Source organism: Trujillonella endophytica, from assembly GCF_900110555.1.
GTDB classification, from domain to species: domain Bacteria; phylum Actinomycetota; class Actinomycetes; order Mycobacteriales; family Geodermatophilaceae; genus Trujillonella; species Trujillonella endophytica.
This window is the reverse complement of record NZ_FOEE01000005.1, coordinates 138823-159850: the sequence shown is the minus strand read 5'-3', so window position 1 is coordinate 159850 and position 21028 is coordinate 138823. Positions and strand designations below refer to the sequence as shown.

Annotated in this window: 21 protein-coding genes and 1 tRNA gene; 12 read left to right on the top strand and 10 right to left on the bottom strand. The window is 73.6% G+C overall.

Annotated elements, in window-relative coordinates; all coding sequences use genetic code 11:
- Positions 1 to 12: 12 nt before the first annotated feature.
- The gene (locus BMY88_RS09905) at positions 13 to 984 is read left to right on the top strand and encodes an aldo/keto reductase (protein WP_091942632.1); all 972 of its coding nucleotides are present in this window, start codon (positions 13 to 15) and stop codon (positions 982 to 984) included.
- Positions 981 to 2939, top strand: coding sequence for an AAA family ATPase (locus BMY88_RS09900; protein WP_091942630.1), 1959 nt, complete (start codon positions 981 to 983; stop codon positions 2937 to 2939). The genes BMY88_RS09905 and BMY88_RS09900 overlap by 4 nt, the downstream gene beginning before the upstream one ends.
- A gap of 58 nt (positions 2940 to 2997) precedes the next feature.
- On the opposite strand, the gene BMY88_RS09895 is transcribed toward BMY88_RS09900, so the two are convergent.
- From BMY88_RS09895 to BMY88_RS09885, 3 genes are all read right to left on the bottom strand, one after another.
- On the bottom strand, positions 2998 to 3762 hold the full coding sequence (locus tag BMY88_RS09895) for a DUF2470 domain-containing protein (RefSeq protein ID WP_091942628.1): 765 nt from the start codon (positions 3760 to 3762) through the stop codon (positions 2998 to 3000).
- A gap of 63 nt (positions 3763 to 3825) precedes the next feature.
- Entirely contained in the window at positions 3826 to 4302 is a 477-nt protein-coding gene (locus BMY88_RS09890) for a hypothetical protein (RefSeq protein WP_091942626.1), read from the bottom strand.
- Positions 4303 to 4368: 66 nt separating this feature from the next.
- Positions 4369 to 4629 (bottom strand): hypothetical protein, encoded by a 261-nt coding sequence (locus BMY88_RS09885; RefSeq protein WP_170861047.1) that lies wholly within the window; start codon positions 4627 to 4629, stop codon positions 4369 to 4371.
- Between the two features lie 77 nt (positions 4630 to 4706).
- Between BMY88_RS09885 and BMY88_RS09880 the strand changes: the two genes are divergently transcribed.
- Positions 4707 to 4946: a DUF5703 family protein gene (locus BMY88_RS09880; RefSeq protein WP_244524563.1), complete on the top strand. Its 240-nt coding sequence runs from the start codon at positions 4707 to 4709 to the stop codon at positions 4944 to 4946.
- Positions 4947 to 5092: 146 nt separating this feature from the next.
- Positions 5093 to 5665, top strand: coding sequence for a class I SAM-dependent methyltransferase (locus BMY88_RS09875; protein WP_091942624.1), 573 nt, complete (start codon positions 5093 to 5095; stop codon positions 5663 to 5665).
- A 1-nt stretch (position 5666) separates the two neighbouring features.
- Here BMY88_RS09875 and BMY88_RS09870 read toward each other — a convergent pair whose 3' ends face one another.
- From BMY88_RS09870 to BMY88_RS09860, 3 genes are all read right to left on the bottom strand, one after another.
- Positions 5667 to 6470, bottom strand: coding sequence for an SDR family oxidoreductase (locus tag BMY88_RS09870; RefSeq protein WP_091942622.1), 804 nt, complete (start codon positions 6468 to 6470; stop codon positions 5667 to 5669).
- Positions 6471 to 6482: 12 nt separating this feature from the next.
- The gene (locus tag BMY88_RS09865; protein WP_091942620.1) at positions 6483 to 7826 is read right to left on the bottom strand and encodes a M20/M25/M40 family metallo-hydrolase; all 1344 of its coding nucleotides are present in this window, start codon (positions 7824 to 7826) and stop codon (positions 6483 to 6485) included.
- Between the two features lie 133 nt (positions 7827 to 7959).
- Positions 7960 to 8670: an SHOCT domain-containing protein gene (locus BMY88_RS09860; RefSeq protein ID WP_139220454.1), complete on the bottom strand. Its 711-nt coding sequence runs from the start codon at positions 8668 to 8670 to the stop codon at positions 7960 to 7962.
- Between the two features lie 115 nt (positions 8671 to 8785).
- Here BMY88_RS09860 and BMY88_RS09855 point away from each other — a divergent pair.
- The 3 genes from BMY88_RS09855 to BMY88_RS09845 all read left to right on the top strand — a co-directional run bounded on the left by BMY88_RS09855 (position 8786) and on the right by BMY88_RS09845 (position 9569).
- Positions 8786 to 8870: transfer RNA gene (locus BMY88_RS09855), tRNA-Leu, on the top strand.
- A 151-nt stretch (positions 8871 to 9021) separates the two neighbouring features.
- Positions 9022 to 9297 carry a type II toxin-antitoxin system Phd/YefM family antitoxin gene (locus tag BMY88_RS09850; protein ID WP_091942889.1) on the top strand — a complete coding sequence of 92 codons (276 nt, stop codon included), beginning with the start codon at positions 9022 to 9024 and terminating at the stop codon, positions 9295 to 9297.
- Positions 9294 to 9569, top strand: a complete 276-nt coding sequence (locus BMY88_RS09845) for a type II toxin-antitoxin system RelE family toxin (protein ID WP_091942618.1) — start codon at positions 9294 to 9296, stop codon at positions 9567 to 9569. Before BMY88_RS09850 ends, BMY88_RS09845 begins: the two co-directional genes overlap by 4 nt.
- Before the next feature lie 160 nt (positions 9570 to 9729).
- Here BMY88_RS09845 and BMY88_RS09840 read toward each other — a convergent pair whose 3' ends face one another.
- On the bottom strand, positions 9730 to 10851 hold the full coding sequence (locus BMY88_RS09840) for an NDMA-dependent alcohol dehydrogenase (protein ID WP_091942616.1): 1122 nt from the start codon (positions 10849 to 10851) through the stop codon (positions 9730 to 9732).
- A gap of 752 nt (positions 10852 to 11603) precedes the next feature.
- Between BMY88_RS09840 and BMY88_RS09830 the strand changes: the two genes are divergently transcribed.
- The 3 genes from BMY88_RS09830 to BMY88_RS09820 are packed head-to-tail and all read left to right on the top strand — an operon-like array spanning position 11604 to position 15698.
- Entirely contained in the window at positions 11604 to 12353 is a 750-nt protein-coding gene (locus BMY88_RS09830; protein ID WP_091942612.1) for an ABC transporter ATP-binding protein, read from the top strand.
- A gap of 3 nt (positions 12354 to 12356) precedes the next feature.
- Positions 12357 to 12674 carry a hypothetical protein gene (locus tag BMY88_RS09825; RefSeq protein ID WP_091942610.1) on the top strand — a complete coding sequence of 106 codons (318 nt, stop codon included), beginning with the start codon at positions 12357 to 12359 and terminating at the stop codon, positions 12672 to 12674.
- Between the two features lie 36 nt (positions 12675 to 12710).
- Complete coding sequence (locus tag BMY88_RS09820; RefSeq protein ID WP_091942608.1) at positions 12711 to 15698, top strand: ABC transporter permease; 2988 nt, start codon at positions 12711 to 12713, stop codon at positions 15696 to 15698.
- Positions 15699 to 16020: 322 nt separating this feature from the next.
- Here the strand turns inward: BMY88_RS09820 and BMY88_RS09815 are convergent, their stop codons facing one another.
- The 3 genes from BMY88_RS09815 to BMY88_RS23810 all read right to left on the bottom strand — a co-directional run bounded on the left by BMY88_RS09815 (position 16021) and on the right by BMY88_RS23810 (position 18227).
- Entirely contained in the window at positions 16021 to 16416 is a 396-nt protein-coding gene (locus tag BMY88_RS09815; protein ID WP_211435585.1) for a hypothetical protein, read from the bottom strand.
- A 567-nt stretch (positions 16417 to 16983) separates the two neighbouring features.
- Entirely contained in the window at positions 16984 to 17889 is a 906-nt protein-coding gene (locus BMY88_RS24650; RefSeq protein ID WP_091942606.1) for a potassium channel family protein, read from the bottom strand.
- A complete protein-coding gene (locus BMY88_RS23810) occupies positions 17886 to 18227 on the bottom strand; it encodes a hypothetical protein (RefSeq protein WP_170861046.1) in 342 nt (113 codons plus the stop codon). Before BMY88_RS23810 ends, BMY88_RS24650 begins: the two co-directional genes overlap by 4 nt.
- Before the next feature lie 209 nt (positions 18228 to 18436).
- Between BMY88_RS23810 and BMY88_RS24390 the strand changes: the two genes are divergently transcribed.
- Together BMY88_RS24390 and BMY88_RS09790 are read left to right on the top strand one after the other, a co-directional pair.
- Positions 18437 to 20047 (top strand): helix-turn-helix domain-containing protein, encoded by a 1611-nt coding sequence (locus BMY88_RS24390; protein ID WP_091942602.1) that lies wholly within the window; start codon positions 18437 to 18439, stop codon positions 20045 to 20047.
- A gap of 125 nt (positions 20048 to 20172) precedes the next feature.
- The gene (locus tag BMY88_RS09790) at positions 20173 to 20979 is read left to right on the top strand and encodes a class I SAM-dependent methyltransferase (RefSeq protein ID WP_170861045.1); all 807 of its coding nucleotides are present in this window, start codon (positions 20173 to 20175) and stop codon (positions 20977 to 20979) included.
- Positions 20980 to 21028 lie beyond the last annotated feature (49 nt).

Here is a 21028-nt window from a genome sequence, read left to right as displayed (position 1 = left end):
GGTTGGCCCCTCGTGGAACAACGGGCTCTCGGGCGCAGCGGCCTGGTCGTCTCCCGGCTCGCGCTCGGCACCATGACCTGGGGCCGGGACACCGACGAGGACGAGGCCGCGATGCAGCTCACCGCCTTCGTCGACGCCGGGGGCACGCTGGTCGACACCGCCGACGTCTACTGCGACGGCGAGAGCGAGCGCACCCTGGGCCGGCTGCTGTCCGACGTCGTCCCGCGGTCGGACGTCCTCGTCGCCACGAAGGCCGTGGGCCGCACCCGGCCGGGGCCGATGGGCCGGGGCGCCTCCCGCGGGCACCTGCTGGGCGCCCTCGACGCCTCCCTGGACCGGCTGGGCGTGGACCACGTGGACCTCTGGCAGCTGCACGCCTGGGACGAGCACACCCCGATCGAGGAGACGCTGGCCGCGTGCGACACGGCGGTCACCTCCGGCCGCACCCGCTACGTCGGGGTCAGCAACTTCACGGGGTGGCAGACCGCGCAGGCCGCCACCTGGCAGCGCGCGTGGCCCGGCCGGGTGCCGCTGGTGAGCACCCAGGTCGAGTACTCGCTCCTGCAGCGCGGCGTCGAGCGCGAGGTCGTGCCGGCCGCGGAGGCGCTCGGGCTGGGCGTGCTCGCGTGGTCGCCGCTGGGCCGCGGGCTGCTCACCGGCAAGTACCGGCACAGCACCCCGAGCGAGTCCCGGGGCGCCTCCCCGCAGTGGCAGGGCTTCATCGACGGGCTGCGCTCGGCCACCTCCGACCGCATCGTCGAGGCGGTCATCACCGCCGCCGAGGGGCTGGGCACCACCCCGCTGGGCGTGGCGCTGGCGTGGGTGCGCGACCGGCCGGGCGTCGTCGCGCCGGTGGTGGGCGCGCGCACGGCCGCGCAGCTGCAGGCCTCCCTGGACGCCGACGTCGTCCGGCTCCCGGCGGCGATCCGCACGGCCCTGGAGGACGTCTCCGCGCCCGACTTCGGCTATCCGGAGCGCCGGTGACCACGCCGGCCCCCGTCGCGGCCGACCGGGTCTTCGCCGCCTTCTGCGCCGCCGGGCTGTGGCCCGGGCTGGGCAAGCGGACGGCGGCCGAGCTGCCCGGCATCGGCATCACCTCGCCCGACGACGTGACCGCCGCGAAGCTGCTGAAGCTGCCGCGGGTGGGCAAGCAGCGCGCCGAGCGGCTGTTCTCCAGCTTCCTGGCGGCCGCCCCGACCTACGAGGTGGTGACGCTGCTGGTCAGCGCCGGCCTGGAGGCCAAGCTGGCCGCCGGCACCGCCGACGCCCTGGGTCCCGATGCGGCCCGCCGACTGCGCGACGACCCGTGGGCCCTGCTGGGGCTGACCGGCGTGAGCCTCGCCGACGCCGACCGGCTGGCGATCGCGCTGCTCCCGGGCGCCGACCGCCAGGACACCCGCCGCGGCCGGGCGGTCGTCGCGCTCACGCTGCGGACGGCGACCCGGGACGGGCACACCGTGCTGCCGGTCGACCTCGTGGTGGCGGCGCTGCGCGCGGAGGGGATCGCCGATCCGGCCGCGGCGATCGCGGCGGCGGTGGACTCCGGCGAGGTGCTCGACCACGAGCCGCCGGAGCCGGAGTGGGACGAGGAGTCCGACACCGAGCCGCCCGAGCCGGACCCGGCGCTGCGCATGCTGTCGCTGGCGCGCTACGGCATGGCCGAGGAGGCCGTGGCCGAGAACATCGCCCGGCTGATGGCCACCGCGGAGCGGATCGCGGACCCGGCCGCCGTCCGCTCGGTGGCCAAGGGGCTGGACGAGTCCCAGAAGGCCGCCGTCGCCGCGGTCCTGGGGGCCGGGGTGTCGCTGCTCACCGGCGGTCCGGGCACCGGCAAGAGCCGCACCGTGGCCGCCGTCGTCAAGCTCCTCATGGCCAAGGGCAGCGAGGTGGCCCTGGCCGCTCCCACCGGCCGCGCGGCCAAGCGGCTGGAGGAGCTGACCGACCACCCCGCGGTGACGGTGCACCGGCTGCTCGGCGCGCAGGGCACGACCGGCGGCTTCGCCCGCAACGAGGAATGGCCGCTGGACGCCGACGTCGTCGTGGTCGACGAGGCGTCGATGCTCGACGTCGAGCTGACCGCCGCGCTGCTGGAGGCCTGTCCCGACGGCACCCACCTGGTGCTCGTGGGCGACCCGGCGCAGCTGCCCTCCATCGGCCCCGGCCACGTGCTCGGCGACCTCATCGACTCCACGACCGTCCCGGTGACCGAGCTGACCACGCTGTACCGGCAGGCCGAGGGCGGTGCGATCGCGCGGCTGGCCAACGCCGTCCGCGCCGGCGAGCTGCCGCCGGTGGACTCCCCCGACCGGGAGGTCGTCGTCGTCCCGGCGACCGGCAGCGCGGAGGCGGCCCGGCGGGTGGTGCAGCTGGTCACCGACTCGATCCCGCGGGCGCTGGGCATCGACCCGGGCACCGTGCAGGTGGTGACGCCGGTGCACCGCGGGCCTGCCGGCACCATCGAGCTGAACAAGGCGCTGAAGGCGAAGCTGAACCCCGGGGACGGCACGGTGTGGGGCTTCGACGTCGGCGACCGGGTGGTGGCCACCGCCAACCACCTGGACCTGGAGCCCATCGGCTTCGCCAACGGCGAGACCGGCGTGGTCACCGGCACCGGCGACGGGTCGCTGGACGTCGCCTTCGCCTCGGGCCCGGTCACCGTGCCCACCAACGCGCTCTCGGACCTGCGGCACGGCTGGGCGATCACCGTGCACCGCGCGCAGGGGTCGGAGTGGCCGGGCGTCGTCGTCGTGCTGCCCCCGGAGGCCGGCGGCATGCTGTCGCGGCCGCTGGTCTACACCGCGCTGACCCGGGCGCAGTCGCACCTGTCGATCGTGCACGCGTCCGGGGCCGCACTGGCCCGGGCCGTGCGGGAGGTCGACGTCCGCCCCCGGCGCACCCGGCTGGCCGGGCTGCTCGCCGAGACCCTCGCCGACGCCTGAGCACGTCGCGCGCGACAGTCCCCCCGGGCCCCGGAGCATGTCGCGCGCGTCAGTCCCCTCAGGCGCGGGCGAGCAGGTGCTGGGTGGCCGCGTGCAGCTGCCCGGCGCAGGTGAGCGGCCGGGGGAAGGCCACCCGCGCGTCGGTGTGCCCGCCGGGCCGCTCGATGCGCAGCCGGTAGCCGAATCGGTCCAGCGCCAGGGGCCGGACGACGTCGTCCGCGCCGACGGTGTCCGCGGGGAGGAGGCGGGCCAGGCCCTCGAGCACCTCGGGGTGGCAGCGGTCGACGTGGGTGAGCATCCGCGTCTCGACCTCGAGGAGCGGGTCGGGCCGGGCCGCGACGTAGTCGGCGGGCCCCACCTCGGTGCAGCGCTCCCCCTCGCGCAGCACGATCTCGGCCAGGTCGAGCCGCAGCAGGGTCGTGGCGCCGCCGACGTCGAGCAGGTCCCCCGCGGGGCGGACGTCGGCGAACTCCAGCGCGGCCGCGCGCAGGTCGCGGTCGGCCACCGGGGTCAGCCAGCCCGACAGCCAGACCTGCCCGCGGACCGGGTCGCGCAGCGGCACCGGGGCACGGTCGCTCACCATGAGCAGCGCGCTCACGTCGGCGCCGGGGCTGGCCTCGACCGTTGCGACGGCCTCCCCGCCGGCGGGCACCAGCAGCAGCACCTGCCCCGCCACGGTGGTCGCGTGCGCCAGGGGCCGAGCCGGCTCCCGGCCGGCGATGCACAGGGCAGCGCCGGCGCGGGCGGCCACCGTGCGGGCGCGCTCGGCGGGAGCGGCGGAGTGGTCCAGGGCGGCGGGGCCGCGGCCGGGGAATGCGGTCATGCGGAGCCTCCGGGCGATTGAGTTAGGGCAGCCTAACCAAAGCGAGGCCCGGAGGGGAAGTCGTCAGGCGTTGCTGCTGACCGCCCGGCGCAGGTTGCGCCGCAGCACGCGTGGCAGCACGACCAGGTTGAGCAGCAGCCCGAGGGAGAGGACGACGACCAGCCAGAAGCCCCCACCGGCGCCGCCGTCGGTCAGCCCGAGGACGACGGCGAGCACCAGCGCCACGGCCCCGAGCGCGGTCAGCGCGGCCGCCACCGCCCGGCGCCGGGCGTGCAGCCGCTCCGACTCCTCCACCGCGGCCAGGGTGCTGCCGGCCCACTCCACGACCGCCGGGCGGATCCGGGGCTCCTCGGCGCGACGGCCGCGCGCCATGGCGCGCTGCACCGCGAGGGTGTCCCCGGCCTCGAGCCCGTGCCGCTCCAGCAACCCGTCCGGCGCGCGCTCGCCGACGGTGGCCCAGAAGCGGCGTCCGCCGACGAAGAACGCCGTCAGCGGGGCGAGCACGGCGACGGCGAGCGAGATCACGATCCAGAGGGCCACGGTTGCCGAGCATGCCGGTTGATCCGGCCCAGCCGGGTGCGCGTCACCCGGACGCGCGACGAGAGGTCAGCCGGGGACGTCGTCCTCGTCGACCGGGACGACCTCGGCCTGCTCCAGGACGTCGGCGTCGTCGGCCTCCCGGTAGCCGACGGAGGTGGGCGGGGCGGCCTCCCCCGGCCGGGTGGCCAGCTGCTGGTCCAGCGCGTCCGCCTCCGGCACGCCGTCGGCCACCGGGGCGGCCTCACCGGCCGTGCCGGGGGCGGGCGGGGTCAGCAGCGCCTCCTGCTCGGCGCGGTCGGCGTCGGGCGCGGTACCGGGCTCGGTCACGGCGTCCTCCTCGCTGGGTCGGCGGCGATCGGGTCCCGTCCCATCCTGCCGCCGGAGCGGGGCGAGGGGCTCGCCTGGTGACGCGCCGCGAGCTGCGTGGCACGATCGGCTGGGTGGAGGCGGCCGGGGACTACGAGTTCGCGCCGCTGCGGATCCCGCCGGGCACGTCCCGGACCGCAGCGGCGACCATGTTGAGCCTCCAGGCCGACACCGGCGGCTGGGAGCTCGCCCGGCTGCAACTGCACGCCGACGGCACCCGCAAGGTGATCCTCCGCCGCCGTTCCCGGCTGTCCTACCTGCCCGGCCCGCACCTCTGAGCGGAGTCCCCGGGTGATGGGAAACGTCACTCCGCGACTCCGCCACGCGCTCACGTCGATCCCCTCCGCTGGCATCCGATGCCTCCGGCATGTCAAGGTGCCCGGCGGGCGAGCCCGCGCCCGGACCCCGGCCCGGGAGGACCCCCGTGAACCAGCACCTCGACGACCGCCTGAAGTTCCTCCGCGCCTTCCTCGCCAATCCCCGCCAGGTGGGCGCGATCCTGCCCACCTCGCGCTGGGCCGTCCGCGACATGCTCGACCTCGGCGACGTGCCGAACGCCAAGCTGGTCGTGGAGCTCGGCGCCGGCACCGGCGTGCAGACCGGCGAGCTGCTCGCCCGGCTCGGCCCCGAGGCGGAACTGGTGGCGGTCGAGATCGATCCCGGCCTCGCGGAGCTGCTGGCCGGCCGGTACCGCGACCCGCGACTGCACGTGGTCTGCGACTCGGCCGAGAACCTCGACGAGCACCTCGACGGGCGGCAGGCCGACATCGTGGTCTCCGCGCTGCCCTACACCTCGTTCGCGCCGGCGCTGCGGCAGCGGATCCTCGACGTGCTGCCGCGGATCGTGGCGCCCGGCGGCGCCGTGCTGGTCATCCAGTACTCGCCGCTGATCCTCAAGGAGCTGCGCCGTCGGTTCGCCGACGTCCGCGTGCGGATGTCGCCGTGGAACGTGCCCCCGGCGGTGCTCTTCGCGTGCCGCAAGCCGCGCGAGGAGTGAGCTAGCGCATCTCCGGCGGGCGCAGCGCCTCCGGGACGGCGGCGGGCTCGCCGGCCGCCGTCCGCGCCGCCGGCACGCCCTTGAACCGGTAGTTCACCGTGCCGACGCCGGGCTGGACGACGTAGGCCGCGCCCGGCTCGCCCTCGGCCCAGGCCATGACCAGGGCGTCGGCGACCTCCTGCGCGGTCAGCACCGGGAAGCCGGCGGCGGTGAACTCGTGCCGGATGCGGTCGATGATCGCGGTGTCGGCGAAGCCCGGGCAGACGGCGGAGATCGTCGTCCCCTCGGCGGCCAGTCGCGGCGCCATCGAGCGGACGAACGCGATCGCCCCGCCCTTGGCCACGCTGTAGCCGGGGTCGGTGGCCATCGGCGAGAGGCCGGCCAGCGACGCCGTGACCACGATCGCTCCCCCACCGGCCCGCTTGATCGCCGGGCGCGCGGCCTCCACGCCGTAGACGACGCCGAACAGGTCGATCTGCACGACCCGCATGAACTCGTCGACGTCGAGGGCGTCGTCGCTCTTGGCCGCGGAGATGCCGGCGTTGAGGTAGGCGGCGTCCAGGCGGCCGTGCTCGGCCTCGACCTGCGCGACGACGGCCGCGTTGGCGGCGCGGTCGGTGACGTCGAGGACCACGAAGGGGCAGCCGAGGTCGGCGGCGACCTGCCGGTTGCGCTCGCCGTCGAGGTCGGCGAGGACGGCGGTCACGTCGCGCTCGCGCAGGGTGGCGGCGAGGGCGCGGCCGAAGCCGCCGGTGCCCCCGGTGATGAGCGCGACGGAACCGGGGCCGGGTGTGCGAGAGGTCACAGCGAGATCAGATCACGCCGACCGCAGGAACCGGTCCAGCACCCGGATGCCGAACTGCAGCGCCTCGACCGGCACGCGCTCGTCGATGCCGTGGAACAGCGCGGCGAAGTCCAGGTCCGGGGGCAACCGCAGCGGGGAGAACCCGAAGCAGCGGATGCCCAGGCGCTCGAAGCTCTTGGCGTCGGTGCCGCCGCTCATCGTGAACGGGACCGGGCGGGCGCCGTCGTCCTCGCTCTTCAGCGCGGCGACCATCGAGTCCACCAGCGGGCCGTCGAACGTCGTCTCCACCGCCTGGTCGTGGACGATCCACTCGCGCTGGATGCCCTCGCCGATCAGCCCCGCCAGCTGCCGCTCGAACTCCTCGGCCTGGCCGTGCAGGAAGCGCCCGTCGACGGTGGCGCTCGCCGTCCCCGGGATGACGTTGGTCTTGTAGCCGGCGTCGAGCATCGTGGGGTTGGCGGTGTTGCGCAGGGCCGCGCCGATCATCCGGCTGATGGAGCCGAGCCGGGCGAGGGCCTCCTCGGGCTCGTCGGGGTCGATCTCGACGCCGTAGGCGTCGCTGACCGCGTCGAGGAAGGCACGCATCGGCGGGGTGAGCACGGTGGGCAGCCGGGTGGCGCCGATGCGGGCGACGGCCTGGCACAGGCGGGTGACGGCGTTGTCGTCGTGCACGAACGAGCCGTGCCCGGGGCGGCCGGAGGCGGTCAGCCGCATCCAGGCCAGCCCCTTCTCCGCCGTCTGCACGAGGTACAGCCGCAGGTCGTCGCGGACGGTGATGCTGAAGCCGCCCACCTCGCTGATCGCCTCGGTGCAGTCGGCGAACAGGTCCGGGTGGGTGTCGACCATCCAGCGGGCGCCGAGCGTGCCGCCGGCCTCCTCGTCGGCGAGATAGGCCAGCACGATGTCCCGCGGCGGCCGGACCCCGGTGCGCTGCCAGTCGCGGACCAGCGCGAGCACCATCGCGTCCATGTCCTTCATGTCGACCGCGCCGCGACCCCAGACGTAGCCGTCGCGCTCCTCGCCGGAGAACGGGTGCACGCTCCACTCGGCCGGGTCGGCGGGGACGACGTCGAGGTGGCCGTGCACCAGCAGCGGCGGGCGGCTGCTGTCGGTGCCGGGGATCCGGGCGACGAGGCTCGCCCGCCCCCGCTCGGACTCGAAGATCTGCGAGCCGATGCCGACCTCGTCGAGCTTGCCGGCGACCCACTCCGCGGCGATGCGTTCGCCCTGGCCGGTGGCGGTGTCACCGGTGTTGGTGGTGTCGATCCGGATCAGGTCGCTGAGCAGTTCGGCGACCTCGGCCTGGGCACGGGCCAGGGGCTGGGCCTGCAGCGGGTTCGTCGGCGCGCCGTCCATCCGGCGAGCCTATGCGGGCCCGCCGGCGCTCAGGTGCTCACCCAGGTGAAGAGCGCGTTCCCGCCCAGGACCCCCGCCACGACGGCGGCCAGGTAGAACAGCCACCACCGCCAGGTGCTCGCCGTCGGCTCCGTCATCGGGGCGCCTCCTCCCGCAGGGTGGCCGCCTTGGCCAGCCGGTACTCCTCGGCGGTGAGCTCGCCGGAGGCGTGCAGGGCGGCCAGGCGCTCCAGCCGCCCGGCGACCGACAGGGCCGACGCGCGCGGGTCGTCGCCGCCGGGGAGGTCGGGCTCCTCCGGGGGACGCGGGGCGATCGGGCCGGGCCGCTCCAGGTGCGGATGGGAGACGACGGCCGGCGGTGGCCCGGCCTGCCGCTTCCGGTCCCGGCCGCTCGTGCGCAGCATCCCGATGCCGAGGAGCAGCGGCGCGGCACCCATCAGGACGAACAGGACGCCGCAGAAGACGAAGCCGCCGATGACCCCGCCGGAGCCGTCGGGCGGGTCGAACCCGTCCTCGAGGAAGTTCCAGCCGAGGGTGAGGAAGAGCGCCGGCCAGCCGAGCCAGAGCGGGTTCGGGGCCTTCAGGACCGAGGTCCCGTAGAGGACGCCGACGAAGCAGAGCAGCGCCAGGCCGAGCACCTGCAGCATCGCCGCACCGGTGCCGTCCGGGCACGGCTGGGCGGAGACGTACGGGCCGCCGTCGGCGCACGACCCCCCGACCGCGCTGACCGACCGCATGATCAGCGACAGCACCGTGATCGCGCCCGCGCCGGCCGCCACCCCGAGACCGAGCAGGACGACGGCGCGCACGCGGACGGCGAGGGGACGCGGCTGCGTCGCGGTCACGACCACCTCCGGGGCTGGAGACCGCTGCGGAGGCTAGGGCCGACACCCGTGCCGGGGGAAGCCCTCGGGGGTGCGTCGATCGGCCGGAGGCGTCTTGTAGTCTGGGCTGGCACTCGTCCGGGTGGCGGAATGGCAGACGCGCTAGCTTGAGGTGCTAGTGCCCTTTATCGGGCGTGGGGGTTCAAGTCCCCCCTCGGACACCGGTCGACGCACACCAAGACTGTCGAACGACAGGGGCCCGGAACCATTCAGGTTCCGGGCTCCTGTCGTTCAGCCGCCGCTGGAGATGCCCACGCCCCCTCCGCGCGGTGCTCGTTGACCACAGGTAGCCGATTGACCATAATCCTGGTCATGTCGACCCAGTCGCTGGCTTCCGTGAAAGCACACTTCAGTCGCGTCATCGACGAGGTCGCTGGGACGCACGAACGAGTGACCGTGACCAGGAACGGCAGCCCGGTCGCCGTCATCCTCGCCGTCGAGGACTACGAATCGCTGGTTGAGACGCTCGAGATCCTGTCCGACCCGAAGGCCGCGGTCGAGATCCGAGAAGCCGAGTCGCAGATGAACGGCGGCGAGGTCTACGACGAAGCCGACGTGCGTGCCGCACTGGCGGCACGCCGGCGGTGAGCGAACCGCAGACCTACACCGTCGTCCTGTCCGCGGCGGCCAAGCGCGCCATCGAAGGTGACCTCCCCGAAGCGGTCGCCGTCGCGGTCGTCGACTTCTTGTTCGGACCGCTCGCCGCCGATCCTCACCGAGTCGGCAAGCCCCTGCGGTTCGATCTGGAGGGCTACTGGTCCGCCCGCAGGGGCCAGTACCGAGTGATCTACTCGATCCACGATGATCACGTTCTCGTACGGGTCATCCGCATCTCGCACCGCGCCGACGTCTACGGCTGACAACCGCCATCGGAAAGAGGCGAGAGTCGACAGCCGTGTGCGCATGTAGCGTGTCGCCCCTCGGACACAGAATCGCCCCGGGTCCCCGTGAGGACTCGGGGCGCTTCCATGTCCGAGGTCGGACGGCCCCCGCGCCTATCCCACAGGGGCGGATCCGCCCTCAGTCGAGCAGGACGACGCCGCGGATGTTCCGGCCCGCCTTCATGTCGTCGAAGCCCTCGGCCACCTGCTCCAGCGAATAGGTCCGGGTGATGAGTTCGTCGAGGTTGAGGGTCCCGGCCACGTACTGGCTCAGCAGGCTCGGGACGTCCCACTGGGGGTTGCAGCCGCCGAAGAGCGCGCCCTGGAGCCGCTTCTGGAACACCGTCAGCAGGGTGTTGCTGATCGGGATGCCCGACTGGCGCATGGTCCCGGTACCCGAGACGACGACGGTGCCGCCCTTCCGGATGGAGGTCACTGCCTCGGCGATGTGGTCGCCGGTGACCACGCCGACGGCCACGACGGTCGCGTCGGCGCCCTGCCCATTGGTCAGGGACCGGGCGACCTCGGTGGCCTCCGCCATGCCGTCGGTGGCGTGCGTCGCGCCGAGTTGCTTGGCGGTCTCCCGCTTGAACTCGACGGGGTCGACGGCGATCACCGCGCGGGCGCCGATGGCACGGGCGGCCTGCACGCTGTTGATCCCGATCCCGCCGATGCCCATGACGATGACCACGTCGCCGGAGCGGGCGTCGGACATGTTGGTGACCGATCCCCATCCTGTGGGGACGCCACAAGCGACGAGCGCGGCCTTGTCGAGCGGCAGGTCGGGGTCGATCTTCACCGCCGCCCGAGCGTCGACGACGGTGTGCTCGCTGAGCGCCGCGAGGCCGAAGGCCTGGCCCACGGGCTCGCCCTGATAGGACATCCGGAAGCTGGTGGGGTCGTCCAGCCGAGCGCCCATGAAGTTCCGTGCGCCGAGGTCGCAGAGGTTCTGCCGGCCGCTCGAGCACATTCGGCAGCGCCCGCAGACCGCGATGAAGCTGAGCACCACGTGGTCGCCCTCCGCCCACCCCGGGGTGTGCGGACCGACGCCGACGACGACGCCGGCGCCCTCGTGGCCGCCGGCGAGCGGCAGGCGCAGCGGCGGAGAGGACCCGGGTGGGACGTCGTGGTCATCGGTGTGACACAACCCGACGGCGGACATCTTGACCAGCAACTCGCCCTGCCGAGGTCCGTCGAGGTCGACCTCGGTGACCTCGTACCGGCCGGGCTGCGTGTGGAGCACTGCGCTGCGGGTCTTCACGTCTTCCTCCTGGACTGAGAGGTCCCGCGGCCACCCGGGCGGTGCGGCCGCCGTCCGATCGAACCGACGCCGAGCGACCGTGCTGGGCTGGGCCGGGCTGCCCACCCCAGCGGTGCGGAGAGGGGGACCACGGCGGCGACACGGACACCGGACACCTCCACCTGGGTCCCGTCTCCGGTCGACACCGACGTGTGCCGTCCGGAGACCTCCCACGAGAGACACAGACGCTCGCAGCGGCAAGGTAGCGGCCCGCGGGCCCCTGGAGCGACGTTCGAGCCTCCGCGTCACCAGCCGGCCGCTGGGGAGAGTTCAGCCCACCTACGCCGACGCCCCCTCCGCGCGGCCTCCTCGCGGGCCACCCCGGGAACGAGCAGATGTGGCCCGGCCGGCCGGAGAGGGTGCGGGGAACCGGCTTCTACAGGCAGTTCATCGACCCGTCGGACTGGCCGGCGTTCATGGTCGCCGGCCGGGCAGCCACGATCGAAGCCCTGCAACACCATGGGAGCCGGACGCTGCAGGAGCGCGGCCGGCACCGGCGGTCGCCGTCCGGCCCCGGCGCCGGCAGGCGCTGACGGCGCGCCGGTCCGCGGTCCGGGTTCCCCAGCGCGCCGGCGGGCGCGGACGCGGTCGAAGTACCTGGGCCCAACGTCGCACGGAATCACGGGTCGGAGCCGACCTTCGCCTCTCTCCGGGGCCCTGCGCGCCGACCCACGATGACGCACGTTCTCCGGCTCTCCGATGAGGAGGCGGCCATGGCGTCGTCGTTGGTGACCCCGTCCGAGGTGCGCCCGGGCTCCGGACCGGTGGCGCGGACCCCCATAGTCGAGGCTCGCGGAGTCCGCCGGGTCTACGACACGGGCAAGGTCCAGGTGCTGGCGCTCAACGGCATCGACCTCACCGTCGGCCGGGGCGAGATCGTCTCGGTGATGGGTCCGAGCGGCTGCGGCAAGACGACGCTGCTCAACTGCCTGTCCGGGCTCGACTCCATCGACGCCGGCGACGTCCTCGTCGAGAACGTGTCGCTGGCCTCCATGACCGACCGGCAGCGCACGACCTACCGCGCCCTGCACATGGGCTTCGTCTTCCAGTTCTACAACCTGATGCCGGTGCTGACCGCGGTCGAGAACGTGGAGCTCCCCCTGCTGCTGGCGCACCGTCCTCTGGGCGAGGCACGCCGCCGGGCGATGGACGCGCTGGACCTGGTCGGCCTGGCCGACCGCGCGCAGCACGTGCCGGACGAGATGTCCGGCGGAGAGCGCCAGCGGGTGACCATCGCCCGATCGCTGGTCAACGATCCGGCCATCGTCTGGGCGGACGAGCCGACCGGCGACCTCGACAGCGACAACGCCGCCGAGATCAGCGAGCTGATGTGCCGGCTCAACGAGGAGCGCGGGCTGACCTTCGTCATCGTGACGCACGACATCTCCGTCGGACGCCGGGCCCACCGGCTGCTGCGCATGCTCGACGGCCGCATCGTCGAAGAGCAGTACCTGGGGGGATGAGCCGTGTACGCGAGGGTCACTGTTCTGGAGATCGACACCACCCGGGTCAGCGTCGACGCGGCGCTCGAGACCTACCTCGAGAAGGCCCTGCCCGAGCTGCGGAAGCAGAACGGCTACGAGGGCATCTACATGCTCAGCACCCCTGAGGGCCGTGGCCTGGTCATGACGCTGTGGTCGACGGCGGAGGCGGCCGACGTGTCCTCACCGGTCGGGTTCTACGCCGACGTCCTGTCGGAGTTCGTCACCGTCTTCAAGGCGCCGCCGGGGCGGGAGTGCTACCAGGTCCGCTTCGCGGACGTCCCGGCCCCCACGGGCGCCTGATCCGACGCTGAGGATCGCCTCGTCCAGGAGGAGTCGATGCAGGACCTCTTCGGTGTCCCGACCCGCAGCCTCGCCGTCGTCCTGGGCTCGGTGCTGGCCGTCGCCTTCGTGGTGGTCGGCGTGCTCGTGCTGCGCCAGCCGATCCTGCTCACGCTGGGCTGGCGGAACGCATGGCGGCGCAAGGGCCGCAGCGCGCTCATCGTCCTCGGCCTCATGCTCGCCACCGCGATCATCACCTCGGCGCTCGTCACCGGTGACACGATCACGCACACGATCCGGTCGTCGGTCACCTCGTCGCTCGGCAACACCGACGAGATGATCGCCGTCGAGGGGGCACAGTCCTCCACCGCCGACATGCTGGGCGCACCCGTTCCGATCGGCTACTTCCCGCAGGCGACGGCCGACCAGGTCGCCGCGCAGCTCGCGGACGTCCCGCACGTCGATGCCACCACCCCCGCCGTCATCGAGCAGGTCGCCGTGCAGGACGGCAGGAGCCGGCAGAACGAGCCGCAGGTCACCGTCTTCTCCCCCGCCGACATGCGCGGCCTCGGCCCCATCACCAGCGACGGGCGCCGGGTGAGCCTGAGCGACCTCGGGCCCGGTGAGGTCTACCTGGACGTGGAGGCCGCGGACGCCCTGGACGCCCGGCCCGGGGACCCGCTGCTGGTGCTCGCGGGGTCGGCGCAGAGCCCGGCGACCGTGCGCGCCGTCGTGACGTTCGACGGCGGCGGGACGACGGAGGCGGGGATGCTCGCGCCGCTGGGCACCACCCAGGCGATGCTCGACCGGCCGGGTCAGGTCAACCGCGTCCTCGTGTCCAACGACGGCGGCGCCTTCGGGGGCGAGCGGTACTCGTCCTCGGTGGTGAGTGCGGCGACCCCGATCGTGGCCCCGTACGGGCTCGAGGCGGTGCCGGTGAAGAGCGACGCGATCGACGATGCCGACGAGATCGGCAACACCTTCATGCAGCTGTTCACGACGTTCGGCACGTTCTCCATCTCCGCCGGGCTGCTCCTGATCTTCCTGATCTTCGTGATGCTCGCGGCGGAGCGGCGGGGCGAGATGGGCATCGCCCGTGCCGTCGGGATGCAGCGGCGCCACCTCGTGCAGACCTTCCTGTTCGAGGGCCTGATCTACGACGTCGCGGCCGCGATCGCGGGCGTGATCCTCGGGGTCGGCGTCGCCTTCGCCATGGTCTCGATCATGTCCAGCGCGCTGGACAGCAGCAGCGGCCTGTCCATCGAACGGTCGGCGCAGACGTCCAGCATCGTCGTCGGCGGGTGCATCGGCCTTCTGCTCACCCTCGTGGTCGTCGCCGCCTCCGCGTGGCGGGTGAGCCGGCTCGACATCGTCGCCGCCATCCGCAACCTCACCGAGCCGGGCCGGCGGGCGCGCAGGCTGACCTGGCTGCGCGTCGCCCTCGGTCTGCTCGCGGGGCTGCTGCTGGCCGTCAGCGGCCGGTCGAGCGGGCAGGTGACGACGTTCATGCTGGGCGTCTCCTTGGTGGCGATCAGCGTCGCCTCCCTCGCCCGCGCCGCGGGCGCCCCGCCCCGCCCCGCCTACACGATCGCGGGGGCGTTCCTCGTCGTCTGGTGGTCCCTGCCGTTCGGGCTCATCCGGTCGCTCGTGCCGGACGCCTCGATGGACTTCTCCATGTGGGTGGTCGCCGGCCTGATGGTCGTGCTCGGCATGTCCTGGCTGATCGTCTACAACGCCGATCTGCTGCTGGCCGGGGTCATGGCGCTGTTCGGGCGGATCCGATCGGTCGCACCGGTGCTGAAGACCTCGATCGCCTATCCGCTGCGCAGCCGCTTCCGGACGGGGATCACCCTCGCGATGTTCACCCTCGTCGTCTTCACGCTGGTCGTCGGCTCGACCACGACGAACGCGTTCACCGGGGCCTTCGACGATGTGGAGTCCTACGGCGGCGGCTTCGACGTGCAGGCGTCGACGTCCCCGTTCAGCCCGGTGCCCGACATGGAGTCGGCCGTGCGGGACGTTCCCGGGTTGCCGGCGGATGCGGTGCGGGACGTGGGTGCGCAGTCGGTGGTGCCGGTCGACGCCGCGCAGGTGGGTACCGGGCAGGACCCGGTTCCCTACGTCGTCCGTGGCCTGGACGACTCCTTCCTCGCGCACACGACGTACGGCTTCGCGACCATGGCGACCGGGTACGACTCCGCCGAGCAGGTGTGGCAGGCGCTCGCGGACGACCCGCACCTCGCCGTCGTCGACGCGATGGTCGTGCCGCGCCGGGACAACTGGTCGTTCGGCAGCATCGTGGACCTGAAGCTGAGCGGCTTCCACATCGAGGACGACTCGTTCACTCCGGTGCACCTCGGGCTGCGCGACCCGCAGACGGGGGCCACCGTCGACTACACCGTGATCGGCGTCCTCAAGGACACCGCCTCGCTCGGCATGCTGGGCATCTCCGCCTCGCAGCAGTCGGTCTCCGCGGCCTTCGGCGAGCGCGCCGTGCCCACCATCTTCGACCTCACGCTCGCCGACGGGGTCGATCCGGCAGCCGCCGCGCGGATGTTGGAGTCGTCGTTCCTCGCCAACGGCATGCAGGCCGACGCGTTCCGCGACCTGCTCTCCGACACGATCTCCGCGAACCGCACGATGCAGCGGATCGTGCTCGGCTTCATGGCCCTCGGGCTCATCGTCGGCATCGCGGCACTGGGCGTCATCAGCGCCCGCTCCGTCGTCGAGCGACGGGCGCACATCGGCGTGATGCGCGCGATCGGCTTCCAGCGCCGGATGGTGCAGAGCAGCTTCCTCATCGAGGCGTCGTTCATCTCGCTCGTCGCGATCGTCGTCGGCTCCGTCCTGGGGTTGGTCTGCGCCCACAACGTGATCGCCGACGCGGCGACGCAGCCCACGTACTCGGGGATCGAGTTCGTCGTGCCGTGGGGCGAGTTCGCGGGCGTCTTCGTGGCCGTCTACGCCGCCGCGATGCTGGCCACCTACGGGCCGGCACGGCGGGCCGCGAGCACGTATCCAGCGGAGGCGCTGCGCTACCAGTGACGAGCACTCCCTCGACGAGCCCGAGCCGGCGGGCGACGGCGCCGGTGGTCGCAGCCGGCCCGGCAACGGGGCGAGCAGAGCAGGACGGGCTGGCCGCCGGCGCAGCAGCGCGGGCCGGCCCTCTCGAAGCGCGGATCGGGGAACGCCTGCCACGAGCCTCCCCGAACCGGCACACCGCTCCGCGACCGCACCCGGGTGGGGCAGGGCGGGATCGGTCCACACCCCGTCCTCGGCGGACGATCCGCCGTCGTCCTCCGGCCGTCGGCGCGGGAGCACCGCCGGACGACCATCCGGCCCAGGGAGGGCAGTCACCGACCGGCGGTCACCTCCGGTCGAACCGCTCACCCGTGCCGGGTGCGCTCCCGATGTCCTCGTGGCGGTGGCTGCCCGCGTGGTCGCCGCGCGCTGCGCCGTCTCGTGCCCGGCGCGCGACATGCCTCATCACCAGCACGACCACGGCGGTCGTGAGCACGCTGGACAGGAGCACCTCGTCCCGTGACAGGCCGTCGACGTTCGGCTGCAGATCCTCCTCGGTGGCCCAGCCGAACAGCACCTCGCTGGTGACCAAACCGGCTCCGAAGCACGCCACGGTCGTGATCCCCGCTGCCAGCAGGCGGTGGGCCACGTCCCTGCCGGCGATCAGTCCGGCGATCACACCGAAGCCGAGCGACATGGCGGCAAGCACCGCCAGTCCCTGCAGTCCCAGGTCCCACTGCATGAGCCCCTCCCTGCGAGCGGGTGCATCACCATCGTCGGTTGCCGCCTCGTCCGGGAGAGGGGGCGAAGGGCCCCGCCGGGAGGGCCCATGGCAGTTCGTGCAGCACGGGGCTCTTCGGGTCACGGGTCCCGGCCCTCACGGACCGGTGGGGGCAGGTCCCTCCGCCCCGGCGGCCGAGGACTTCTGCCACTCCTGCGACGGCGCCGGTCCAACCTCCGGTACGGCGCATGCGACACGACGATCCCCATCGCCCACGGCCGCCGGCCGGCCGATCACGTACCCGACGCGCAGTTGGTCCTTTACCCCGGCGAGGGGCACCTGGGCCCGATGCGGCACCTCCCGGGAATGCTCACGGCGCTGATCGCGCACCAGCTGTCGAGGCCTGGTACATCGAATCGAGCAGCGCCGCGTTCCTCGCCGAGGGGCGCTCCCCCCAGGTCGTGCTGCGCCTGGGGTGGGCGCCGATCAGCGCCCCTCCGGTTCCGCCGACAGGGCGGCGCCCGGTGGACGAGACCATCGACTCCGTCGAGCCGCCCTGTCGCTGACCACCTGACGGGTGGTCCGTCGTCAGGCCGACCGCTCGCCGAACGGATGGCCGTGGTCGGCCGCGTACGCGCGCACGATCTGCTCGACCGGCCCGCCGGTGCGCAGGAAGTCGTGGTCCAGCAGGCGGGCCAGGGAGGCGAGCGCGCTCCCCAGCAGTGCCGCGGCCCCGCGGACCTCCGGATCCGGCGAGCGCCGCCCCTGGTCGGCCAGCGCGGCCGCCACCTCCAGTCCGGCAGCCAGCGAGACCTCCGGTTGGCCGTCGGCGACGTAGTACGTCTCGGCGTGTTGCACCAGGTCGACCCGGACGCGCACCAGCTCGACGGCCAGGTCCTCGAGCAGCCGGACGTCCGGCTGCACGCCAGCGCCCTCCACCGACTCCCGCAGCAGCGCCAGGCGCGCCGCCAGCACCCGGCGACGGCTGAGCACCGGGTAGATCTGCAGCACCCAGGTGACCCCCGCGGTGAGCAGCGCGAAGCCGGCGAGCGCCTCCAGCGGGACGACGACCCGCAGCCACCCCGCGTCCGGGACCACGTCCCCGAAGCCCAGGGTGCTCAGGGTCACCAGCGACAGGTAGAGCGCGTCGAGCAGGGCGCCGCCCGGGGCAGCGCCCTGCTCCCCGCCGCCGAAGAGGAAGCCCTCCGGCATGCGCGGCAGGTACACGAGGGTCCAGCCGACGACGACGAGGACGACCCAGCTGCCGACGACGGCCGCCATCGCCGCGGATCCGGTGAGCTCGATCCCGCGCGGGCTGCGGCCGGGCCGGCGGCGGACCGGCGCGGTCAGCCCCCACACGCCCGCGAGCAGCCACTGGCTCAGGCCACCCCGCGCGCTGGGGTGCCAAAGCCGGTCGAAGACATCCCGGAGCACCAAGAGGACCAGCGCCGCACCCGCGGCCGTCGAGAGCCAGGCGCCGACGTCGCCGGTCACCGACCCGCTCCGACACGCCGGCAGACGAACACGGCCGACGCCGCCGGCAGGGCCCGGACCACGTCGGCGGCCAGCTCCACCGGACCGACCGCCTCGGTGCCCAGCAGACCCTGCACCGGGTGAAGGTAGATCGCCGCGGCGAGCAGGACGACGTTCACGAGCACGGCGGCGGGTAGCCGCTCCAGCTCGCCCGGGATCGTGCTCACCGCGACCACGAGAGCGAGCTCCGCGGTGACTACGGGTCTTGCCGTCAGCGCCGGCAGCACGCCCGCGGCCAGGGTGCTGAGAACCAGCCTGTCGCCGCGCTGCCTGCTGTCCGCGGCCGCCACGCGGGCCATCGAGCACGACCTCCCCGAGCCCGTTGCCGTGCAAGTGGTCGGCTTCCCGTACGGCCCCCTGGCAGCTGACCCCTCCCGCGTCGGCAAGCGGCTGCGCTCCGAGCTGGACGGCTACCGGTCCGCACGCCGTGGCCGGTACCGGGTCATCACTCCGTCCACGACGAGGAGTCCACGGCACATCGGCTCGTCTGTGTGCCACGCTGGTCCGCATGGCCGGAGCAGCGGCCGCTGACCCGTTCGCGGAGCGCACCTGGGCAGTCGCGTACCGCCTCCTGTCCCGGGTCCCGCTCGCAGACCTCTCCCCCGCCGACCTCGAGCGGCGCGCCGTAGCCGCCTACCTGCTCGGCGAGGACGGCGAGGCGGCTGCCACCTGGGAGCACGCGTACAACCGCCACGCCGACGTGGGGGAACCGGCGGACGCGGCCCGGTGCGCGTTCTGGGCTGCCTTCTGCTCGATGATGCGCGGACAGATGGCGCACGCCGGGGGTTGGCTGAGCCGTGGCCGGTCCGTGCTCGGCCCCGACCTCGACTGCCCGGCACGCGGCTACCTGCTGATCCCCGGCGTGCTGGCCGCTCTCGACGCCGACGACGCCGCCGGCGCGCGAGGGCTCGCCGTGCAGGCCGGAGACATCGCCTCGCGCTTCCAGGACGCCGATCTGGCGGCGCTGTCGACCCTCGGGCACGGCCAGGCGCTGGTGGCATCGGGAGACGAGGCGGGCGGGCTGGCGCGGCTGGACGAGGTGATGCTCGCGGTCTGCTCCGGCGAGGTGGGGCCGATCGTGTCGGGGATCGCGTACTGCGCGGTGATCCTCGAGTGCCTGCAGCTCTTCGATCTGGCCCGGGCGGCGGAATGGACGGCAGCACTCGACGGGTGGTGCCGGGCGCAGCCGGATCTGGTCCCCTATCGCGGCCAGTGCCTGGTGCACCAGTCCCAGCTGCGCCAGGCGGCCGGGGACTGGGCGGGCGCGCTCGCGACGGTGGCGGAGGCCCGTGATCGGCTGAGCGATCCGCCCCATCCGGCACTCGGCCTGGCGCGCTACCAGGAGGGCGAGCTGTGCCGCGTGCGCGGTGACCTCCCGGCAGCGGCCGCTGCGTATCGGAGGGCCGGCCGGGCCGGCTACGAGCCGATGCCGGGGTTGGCGCTGCTGGAGCTGGTGCGCGGAGACGCACCGTCGGCGGCGGCCGGCATCGGGCGGGCCCTGCGGGAGGCGCGCCAGCCGTTCCGGCGGCCGGGCCTCCTGGCCGCCGCGGTGGAGATCCGGGTCGCCGTGGACGACGTCACGGGCGCGACCGAGGCCGCGGCCGAGTTGACCTCGATCGCGGACCAGACGAGCTCCCCCGTGCTGAAGGCCATGGCAGGTCAGGCGACGGGTGCCGCCCTGCTCGCGTCCGGCCGGACCACCGACGCGATGGTGCACCTGCGCGAAGCCCGCACGACGTGGCAGCGACTCGGCATGCCGTACGACGCCGCCCGGAGCGCAGTGCTCATGGGTCTCGGCTGCGCCGCATCGGGCGACAGCGCATCGGCGGCGCTCGAGTTCGGCACCGCCCGGGCGATCTTCACGTCGCTGGGAGCAGGGCCGGACCTGAGGCGGGTGTGCCGGCTCGCCGGCGGGCAGGTGGGACGAGGCCCGCTGTCCGAGCGCGAGCGGGAGGTGCTGGTGTTGGTGGCCGGAGGCAGCACCAGCCGCCAGATCGCCTCCCGGCTGGGGATCAGCCAGCACACCGTGCGCCGGCATCTCGAGAACACCTTCGCCAAGCTCGGCGTCAGGAGCCGAGCAGCAGCCGTCGCCTACGCCTACGAGCACGACCTGCTGTAGACCGGCGGTGGTGCGCATGACCCATGCGCACCACCGACCGGATGTGTCGATCGTGCGATGCGGGGACCGAGCGGCGCTTCCTAGGGTCCCCTCGTCCCCATCTCCTGCCCTGCGAGGAGACCGCGATGACCACCGCGACCTACCGCCACTACTCGGGTACCGCAGCCGAGCTCTACCAGCGCTTCTTCGTGCCCTCGATCGCCACGCCCGTGTCCGCCGAGTTCCTGCGCACGGCCGCGCTGCAGCCCGGCGCGCGGGTGCTCGACGTCGCCTGCGGAACGGGAGTCATCACCAGGGCAGCCGCCGAGCAGGTCGGTCCGACCGGGTCGGTGACCGGCATCGATCTCGCTCCGGACATGATCGAGATCGCCGAGTCGGTCCCGTCCGGCGGCGCACCCATCGCCTGGCAGGTGGCCGACGCGGCGTCGCTCCCCCTGCCCGACGAGTCCTACGACGTGGCGCTCTGCCAGATGGGGCTCATGTTCATGGAGGACCGGGCGGGCGCCTTGGGCGAACTGCACCGGGTGCTGGCACCGGGTGGCCGGGTCGTCGTCAACACCCCCGGTCGGATCCAGCCCCTGTTCGAGGTGATGGAACGGGCCATCGCCGACAACCTGGATCCGCACCTCGGAGCCTTCGTGAGCGCGGTGTTCTCCCTCCACGACCCGTCGGTGCTCGCGGATCTGCTGACCGGGGCCGGCTTCCGTGACGTCACGTGCACGGAGTACTTCGCCGTCCTCGACCTACCCGGACCGGTCGAATTCCTCTGGAACTACATCGATCTCACGCCGATGGGCACGCTCGTCGCCGAGGCCCCCGAGGAGGCCAGGGCTGCGATGGAGCGCCAGGTCCTGGGCGGCTGGGCGCCCGGCGTCGTGAACGGTCGCATGCCCGTCGAGCAGCCGATGGCGCTCGCCTGGGGCCTGCGGTAGGGAACCACCCGCCTGCACGCCGAGAACGCTCCTCCCTGCCGTCGGACGA